This window comes from Mesorhizobium sp. M0244, from assembly GCF_040321795.1.
In the GTDB taxonomy this organism is placed as follows: domain Bacteria; phylum Pseudomonadota; class Alphaproteobacteria; order Rhizobiales; family Rhizobiaceae; genus Mesorhizobium.
This window is the reverse complement of sequence record NZ_JAMYSE010000163.1, coordinates 1-7,034: the sequence shown is the minus strand read 5'-3', so window position 1 is coordinate 7,034 and position 7,034 is coordinate 1. Positions and strand designations below refer to the sequence as shown.

The 7,034-nt window shown below is 56.4% G+C and carries 7 protein-coding genes; 2 read left to right on the top strand and 5 right to left on the bottom strand.

The genetic code is table 11. From position 1 onward, the window contains the following. The 5 genes from NKJ08_RS37820 to NKJ08_RS37800 all read right to left on the bottom strand — a co-directional run. The coding region (locus tag NKJ08_RS37820) for a helix-turn-helix domain-containing protein (RefSeq protein WP_352786257.1) at window positions 1-134 on the bottom strand (134 nt) is incomplete at its 3' end. 106 nt (window positions 135-240) lie between these two features. After that, entirely contained in the window at window positions 241-1,761 is a 1,521-nt protein-coding gene (locus NKJ08_RS37815; protein ID WP_352530909.1) for a sugar ABC transporter ATP-binding protein, read from the bottom strand. Window position 1,762: 1 nt separating this feature from the next. Next, on the bottom strand, window positions 1,763-2,734 hold the full coding sequence (locus NKJ08_RS37810) for an ABC transporter permease (protein WP_352530911.1): 972 nt from the start codon (window positions 2,732-2,734) through the stop codon (window positions 1,763-1,765). Beyond that, a complete protein-coding gene (locus tag NKJ08_RS37805) occupies window positions 2,731-3,771 on the bottom strand; it encodes an ABC transporter permease (RefSeq protein ID WP_352530913.1) in 1,041 nt (346 codons plus the stop codon). Before NKJ08_RS37805 ends, NKJ08_RS37810 begins: the two co-directional genes overlap by 4 nt. Window positions 3,772-3,904: 133 nt before the next feature. Next, window positions 3,905-4,930, bottom strand: a complete 1,026-nt coding sequence (locus NKJ08_RS37800; RefSeq protein ID WP_023680812.1) for a sugar ABC transporter substrate-binding protein — start codon at window positions 4,928-4,930, stop codon at window positions 3,905-3,907. A gap of 206 nt (window positions 4,931-5,136) precedes the next feature. Here NKJ08_RS37800 and NKJ08_RS37795 point away from each other — a divergent pair, with 206 nt between their 5' ends. Both NKJ08_RS37795 and NKJ08_RS37790 read left to right on the top strand, forming a co-directional pair. After that, the gene (locus NKJ08_RS37795) at window positions 5,137-5,829 is read left to right on the top strand and encodes a GntR family transcriptional regulator (RefSeq protein WP_352530916.1); all 693 of its coding nucleotides are present in this window, start codon (window positions 5,137-5,139) and stop codon (window positions 5,827-5,829) included. Beyond that, complete coding sequence (locus NKJ08_RS37790; RefSeq protein ID WP_352530918.1) at window positions 5,816-6,595, top strand: SDR family NAD(P)-dependent oxidoreductase; 780 nt, start codon at window positions 5,816-5,818, stop codon at window positions 6,593-6,595. The genes NKJ08_RS37795 and NKJ08_RS37790 overlap by 14 nt, the downstream gene beginning before the upstream one ends. Window positions 6,596-7,034: the final 439 nt, after the last annotated feature.

The following is a 7,034-nucleotide window of genomic DNA, read 5'->3' as shown; positions in this document are numbered from 1 at the left end:
TCACCGACCGGGGTCAGCCGGTAGCCGGTTTGCTGACGCACGAACAGCGGTTCGCCGATCTGCTTTTCGAGCGCGGTGACGCGTCGTCCAAGGGTCGCTGCGCTGCGGCGCGTGGTTCCCGTCGCTGCGCTCAAGCCACCCAGCGCGCAACGTCGAGAAACAACCTCAGATCCTCGCAGCCGATATCCATTTTGCAGAAATGAAAACTCCTTGCGACCGTGGCTGTAGCGCGTGAGGAGCTTAGGCGGCCTCAGACCTGTGGATCAGATTCATGATGCCTTCGCTCATGCCGGCATAGGATCCGTCATTGATTAGCTGGCCCTGAAGCCGGTAGTCGTTCATGACCAGAATCCTGTCAGCAAGCAGGATCATTTCGGGCATGTCGCTCGTGATCAGCAAAATGGCAGTGCCGTTGTCGGCGAGTTCGCGCAGCAAATCGTGCAGGTAAGCCTTGGTCTTGATGTCGATGCCGACTGACGGCTCGTCAACCAGCAAGATCTTGACGCCTGCCGCCAGCCATTTGGCGACGCTGATTTTCTGCTGATTGCCACCCGAAAGGTTGGCCACCGTCTGCGCGAGGCTGGGTGTTTTCACCTCAAGCTTCTCGATGTATGGCGTTACCTTGTGTCGCACGAGGCGGTCGGTGAGGAATCCGAGAAGTGCCGAAAGGGGGCGCCACACTGCAATTCCAGCATTTGACAGCACCGAATGCATCAAGACCAGACCTTCGCCCTTTCGATCTTCGCTGACGTATCCCACACGATGCGTGTGGATGGCTTCGCCGACCGACCTGATCTTAACCGGCTTCCCGTCGATCTCGACGGTACCAGCCGTCAGCGGAAACTGACCCAGGATGCATTTTGCAAGCTCGGTCCTTCCGGCGCCCACGAGGCCATAGAGGCCAACGATCTCACCTTTTCGGACATGCAGATTGACGTCCACATGGCCTAAAGATGTTTCAATGTTCTTGAGCTCGATGGCCGGAGGAGCCCCAGTCGAGTTGCGCTCCCGCCAGCCGCCTTCACCCTCGGCCCGGCCGATCATCAATCGGACAATGTCTTGCCGCCCCAGGCCCTCCATTGGCCGGCTTTCACAGGCATTCGACCCATCCCTCAGCACTGTGACGCTGTCGCAAAGCTCCTGCGCTTCTTCCAGCTTATGGCTGACAAATAGCAGGCTGGCCCCTTGGTCTCGCAGCTTTCGCAAAAACGAGAATAATAGATCAGTTTCACTCGAGGTAAGTGATGCGGTTGGTTCATCCAGGAGAAGCACTCGCGAGCGCAGAGACAAGGCCTTGGCGATTTCGACCAACTGCATCTTGGCGACGCTAAGGCGCGATACCGGGGTTCTTGGGTCGATGTCTAGGCCGAGGGCCTCAAGCCAACGCGCGGCCTGCTTGTTCAAGTCGGCATAGTCCACCGGCTTTAGCAACGAGGCGCCAAGTTGCTCGAGATGGATATTTTCCGCAACAGAAAACCTCGGGATAAGATTCCGTTCTTGATGTACGACGCCAACACGATGAGCGATGGCCTCGCGCGGCGAGCCGAAATGAACCTCTTGGCCCTCCAGGATGAGGCGGCCGGCATCGGGGTGGTGAACACCGGTAATGATCTTGATAAGCGTTGACTTCCCTGCGCCGTTTTCGCCGAGCAAAGCATGTATGGAATGAGTTTTAAGTGTCAGGGAAACGCCCTTTAGCGCCTTTACGCCTGGAAAGGACTTCTCAATGCCCAGAGCCTGGAACGCTATCTCGCTCGCCATTTCAGAGCCTCTTGAGATTTCGTGACAAACGACTTTCGCGAAAACGATTGGCGCCGACTGCCGCCAAGATCATTGCGCCCAGCACGACCTGCACGAGGAACGGGTCGATGTCGAAAAGCACTAGGGCTTGTGTGATTATTGCAACGATCACCACCCCGAGCAGCGTAGCGGGCACGCTGACGTGTCCGCCGGCCAAGACCGCGCCGCCGATCACGGGCGCGGCAAAAGACAAAATTAGCCAGTCGTCGCCGATCGTCGGTTGACCCATTTGTAAACGGGCAACAAGGAGAAGACCGGCAAGCGCTGCAAGAAACCCCGAAAGCGCGTGCACGATGACAACTGTATTTGCAATCGATATTCCCGACAATTCTGCGGCATGTTGATTGCCGCCGACTGCCAAAATAAACCGCCCTATGGGTTGCCGATTAAGCATGAACCACAAGGCTAGGCCGACAGCCATGGTCGGGAGCATCAACCAAGGAATGATCCCGAAGATCGCGCCCTGTCCGATGGATTTCACGCCGTCTGAGATGTTATAAAAGGGTTGGGCATGTGTGATGCCCAAATTGATGCCCTTGTAAACGGACAGGCTGGCGAGGGTAATTACGAACGCCGAAATGCCAGTTCGGGCGATCAGAAATCCGTTTATTACGCCGCATATGACCCCAAGCGACAGCGCGCTTAAGGCGGCAAGGGATGCCGGCACGTGCCACGCGTCCATCATGCCGGCGAAAACAATAGCGCAAAGACCGCCGATAGCCCCGACAGACAAATTCATCTGACCGATAGCGATGATGAGCATTTGCGAAAACGCGATCAGGCCATTTACTGCAATTGCGAGCAGCAGCACCTGAATATTCAATGGCGACAGGAATGATGGGTTGAAGCCCCCCACGATCGCAACCGCGACGATCGTAACCAGCAGCGGCCCAAACCAGTCGCTCCGCACGGCGTTGGCCAAGGAGCCGTTCATGCCATGTTCCTCCGGGCCAGAAAGGTTCGGCGTGTTTTGTCCATCAATACCGCAGCCAGCAAAAGCAGACCCAAAAAGCTCTGAATCCAGAAATCACCCAGCTGTAATAGAAGCAAACCACTAGTCAGCATTGTCACCAGAAACGCACCCAGGCACGTCCCCAGCACCGATGCCTTACCGCCCGCCAGAAGTGTTCCCCCCAACACAGGACCAAGGAACGCGATGAGCAGCCAGTCCTGTCCGAGTTGTCCCGCCATTGATGGGATCGCCGCTCCATTGCGTGCGACTAGCATCAGAGCCGCACAGGCGGCGAGCGCGCCAGACAGCATGTGGCAGTATATGAAGATGCGCCCGACATTTATGCCGGACATCTCCGCCGCTTCGGGCTTGGCGCCAGCAGTCAGCATCTCCCGCCCAACCGCCGTCAAATTATAAAGATATCCTAGAAGCAATGCAGCCAGGAGGCTGACCAGGAGGAGCGGAGAGAAAAGACCCAACAGCTTGAGGCGTCCGAACGCTGCAAAGACGGGTGGCAGAGCGCGATAGGATTCTGCACGCGTCAGGAAAATCATTACGCCGAAGAAAATGCTCATTGTAGCGAGCGTGATGATGAAGCTGTGCAATCCTGTGCGAACGGAAGTCCATCCGTTGATAAAGCCCAGCAAGGCGCCAAGGGCCACCGCTGAGAGAATTGCGAGTGGCCATGGAAGCCCGACCACCTCAATGAGATAGCCGCAAGTCATTGCGGCACAAACGCCGATCGCCCCTACAGCAAGGTTCAACCCCCCAGTTATAACGACGACCATCATGGCCAAGCCGATCATGATGTTGACGGCTGCGATACGACCGAGGGTGAACAAATTGAAGGCCGAAAAGAAACCCTCTGTTGTGAATTTGAAGGCCAGAGCAAAGATCACAATCAGGGCAATGAGCCCGAACTCATTGGTCAGATAGAATCGTGTCTCGGTGGCATTCCTGCGCGGCTTGCCGACGATGTCGCCACTGGGACCCTTCGCCGGCACATCTGAATAAGACATGGTTTCGCACCTTCAATGGCTAGGCTGCCATCTTATCAGGCCTGGCTCTGGGTCACGACAGACACCGTGCAATTTGGTTGGACGACCGCCGGGTCTGCTTGAACGCAGCCCGGCGGCATTGGCGGAAGTCTCGTTACTTGCAGGTCAGATAAGTCGCCTGGAAGGTTTCAAAGAGCTTCTTGGTCGTGTCGCGCATGGCGTCAACATAAGTGTCGATTTTGTCGGCCGCGACATAGACGGTTCCCGAGTCGATGAACTTGTCAGTGAGGGCATTCTTCTTAAAAGGCGCATCGGTCTTGACCGCGCAACCCGAACGAAGCTTGTCGAGAACGAAAGTGCCGATATAGCCTTGGCCATACGGATTCTGCAGCATTGTGCCATTCACAAAGCCATCCTTGATCGCCTTCAACACAACTTGATCGTGATCAATGGCTACCATCTTGATCCGCTTGTCGCCGATCTTTCGGACTGCGTTCGAGGCTACAACCGCAGGGACCCAAGCGGTCGTGATGATGCCATCGACGTCGTTGGCGTGAGCTGCCAGGTAGGCATTAATCTTTTCCTCGGCTGGCTCGGGCGCATCAATGTCAGCGATGACCTGGACGACCGTTGCGCCTTCTTCCTCCGCCGCTTTTTTGACGGCGTCAATGCGAAGCTGGGTATTCGGATCAACAAGGAAGCCGGTGAAATGAGCAATGCGCTTCTTGGTGCCCGTCAGTGTTTTCAAAAGCTCCTTGGTTCCAATGTATGCTGAATTGCCAGTGTCGGTGCCGAGGCAGAAGGTTGCTGAAGAAGGATCCTTGAAGCACCCTGCGCCGCCGATGACAGGCGCGCCATTGGACACGAGCTCGTCCACGGTACTGACCGATCCGACGGGGTCACCTGGGAAAATCAGAAAGCCGTTGTAACCCTGGGTCAAAAGGCTCTCGAGCAGCTGGTTCTGCTGGCTGAGTTCCCACTTTTGCGGCACCTTGTAGTCTGCTGCGGCCAGGCCAAAATCCTTGGCAGCATCCTTACCAGCTTGCTCCCACGCCGCGAAGTAGGGGTGCGGACCTCCGGGGACCAGCGCAATTTTTGAATCTCCAGCGGCGAAGGCGGACCCCACGCCTATTGCGGATAGCAGTCCAATCGCGAGCACGCGACGCAAATAGTTCGACATCAAAACTCCTCCCGTTGAGAGCGCCGCCTTCCCGCTTAAAATTGTCGAGACCGCCAGCGCAAATGGCTTGCATTCACCGCAGAAGTTCTAGTACACTTGTATACAAGGTGCAACTGCTTTTTTGTTGATGGCATTTTTCCGAGGACATTGTGCAAGAAGGCGAGCGGAACGCGATATCGCGTTGCGACCAGAATGGAGCGAAAGCCATGTCTTCCGGATTGGCTGAACTAGACGTGTTTTTGAACCGGCGCAGTTCGGCGAGTGAGCAAATTTACTCCGTCCTGCGCGAGGCAATCGTGCGTGCGAAGCTCTTGCCTGGCGAATCGATTAGTGAAAACGCGGTGTGTCGCCAGTTCAATGTGTCTCGCACACCTGTGAGGGCAGCGATTCAAAGATTGGCCGAAGACGGACTTGTGAGTGTCTTTCCGCAGCTCGGCAGTTTTGTTTCTCAAATTGATATCGTCAGCATCCAAGACAGCCATTTTGTCCGCCGTTCCCTGGAAACTTGCCTTCTTCGCGAAGTTGCGCCGCGTTGGACGCCAGCGATGAGCGCTGAAATGCGTTCACTGGTGGCGGCTCAAGAACGGAGTATCGCTGAGGGCGATATTGACGGATTTCACGACAATGACGAGAATTTTCACCAATTGTTTGCGTCTTTCGCGCAGCGACCGGGAGTTTGGACGACCATCCACGCTGCCAAAGCCAAGCTGACTCGCTTTATTCGTTTCTCCGGCAATGCCGCACGATTTGCGGTTGTGCTGCAGGAGCATTTGGCAATTCTGGATGCGCTGGATGCCAATGACGGACCCGGTGCGGAAGCCGCATTGGTCGCCCATCTCGATAAAATCTTTGTCCTTTTCGACGCGCATGCGTCGGACACACGCCATGCCGCCGTCTGACCAAGCAATGGAGAATTCCCGCTTGCAATCGCTAGAAGGAAAAACCGCTGTCGTAACTGGAGGCGCAGGCGCTATCGGCTCCGCAATCGCAGTGGAACTGGCGCGCGCCGGCGCTCAAGTAGCAGTCCTGGATCTGCTCCCCGAGGCCGCAGAGGCGCTGGCGTCGCGGGTAGGGCATGGCGCCGTTGCCGTCGGTGTTGATCTGGCAGTTGAGAGTTCAACGCGCGCGGCGGCGGAGAAGGTTCTTCAGCACTTCGGTTCGGTCGACATTTTGGTCAACAATGCTGGCATTCTGTCGAACCACAAAATGGCAGATACCTCGATCGAGGAATGGCGAAGGGTCAACATAGTCAACGTAGAAGCCGCATTCCTTCTCGCCCAGATATTTCTTCCAGGGATGCGCTCGAAACGGTGGGGTCGGGTGATCAATATCTCCTCCTATGCCGCCAAAAGCGGAGGCTTGACCGCAGGGACGGCGTATTCAGTTTCGAAAAGCGCGATGATCGGGCTGACTTTTTCGATTGCCCGCGAGACCGCTGGCCAGGGCGTGACCTCGAATGCAATTGCCCCCGCCTACGTAATGTCGCCGATGGTTTCCGAACAGCTCAACGACGAACAGCGCGCGGCCCAGCTTGCTCAAATCCCGGTCGGGCGATTTTGCGAACCTCAAGAAGTCGCCCACACCGTTTCATTCCTCGCGTCACCTCTAGCCGGCTTCATCACGGGCGAGGTTATCGACATGAACGGTGGTCTCCATTTCGATTGAGCTGCATACAAGGGAAAATCGTCTTTCTTACGCCAATTTGGCGCTCGCATCGGCCGGTGTCCAAATTCCTCGGTACGATCGACGGAGTGTGACGCCCGGAATCGTGCATCTCGGTATCGGCAACTTCCACAGGGCCTATCAGGCAATCTATACGGATGATTGCCTGGCCGCGGGACAACTCGATTGGGGCATCATTGCAGCCTCCTCCGGAGTTCGGACACGCGGGACGCGCTTGCTCCCCAAGATGGTTTGTACACAGTTGTCAGTCGTCAAGGTGAACAGACGAGCCTTCGGATAGTCGGTTCTATCGGCCATATTCTTGTCGCACCGGAGGGCCCCGCTCAGCGTAAGCGCCTCGCCGATCACCTATGGGTTTGGGCTTGATGTTTTCCGGAATCGCCAGGGCATGAGTTCCTCGATCTGGCTCTGTGGATGGCCG

Bases quoted from the DNA above. Each gene is read 5' to 3' on its own strand.
- NKJ08_RS37815 (WP_352530909.1), bottom strand. From the start codon at position 1,761: ATGGCGAGCGAGATAGCGTTCCAGGCTCTGGGCATTGAGAAGTCCTTT.
- NKJ08_RS37795 (WP_352530916.1), top strand. From the start codon at position 5,137: ATGTCTTCCGGATTGGCTGAACTAGACGTGTTTTTGAACCGGCGCAGT.
- NKJ08_RS37800 (WP_023680812.1), bottom strand. From the start codon at position 4,930: ATGTCGAACTATTTGCGTCGCGTGCTCGCGATTGGACTGCTATCCGCA.
- NKJ08_RS37810 (WP_352530911.1), bottom strand. From the start codon at position 2,734: ATGAACGGCTCCTTGGCCAACGCCGTGCGGAGCGACTGGTTTGGGCCG.
- NKJ08_RS37805 (WP_352530913.1), bottom strand. From the start codon at position 3,771: ATGTCTTATTCAGATGTGCCGGCGAAGGGTCCCAGTGGCGACATCGTC.
- NKJ08_RS37790 (WP_352530918.1), top strand. From the start codon at position 5,816: ATGCCGCCGTCTGACCAAGCAATGGAGAATTCCCGCTTGCAATCGCTA.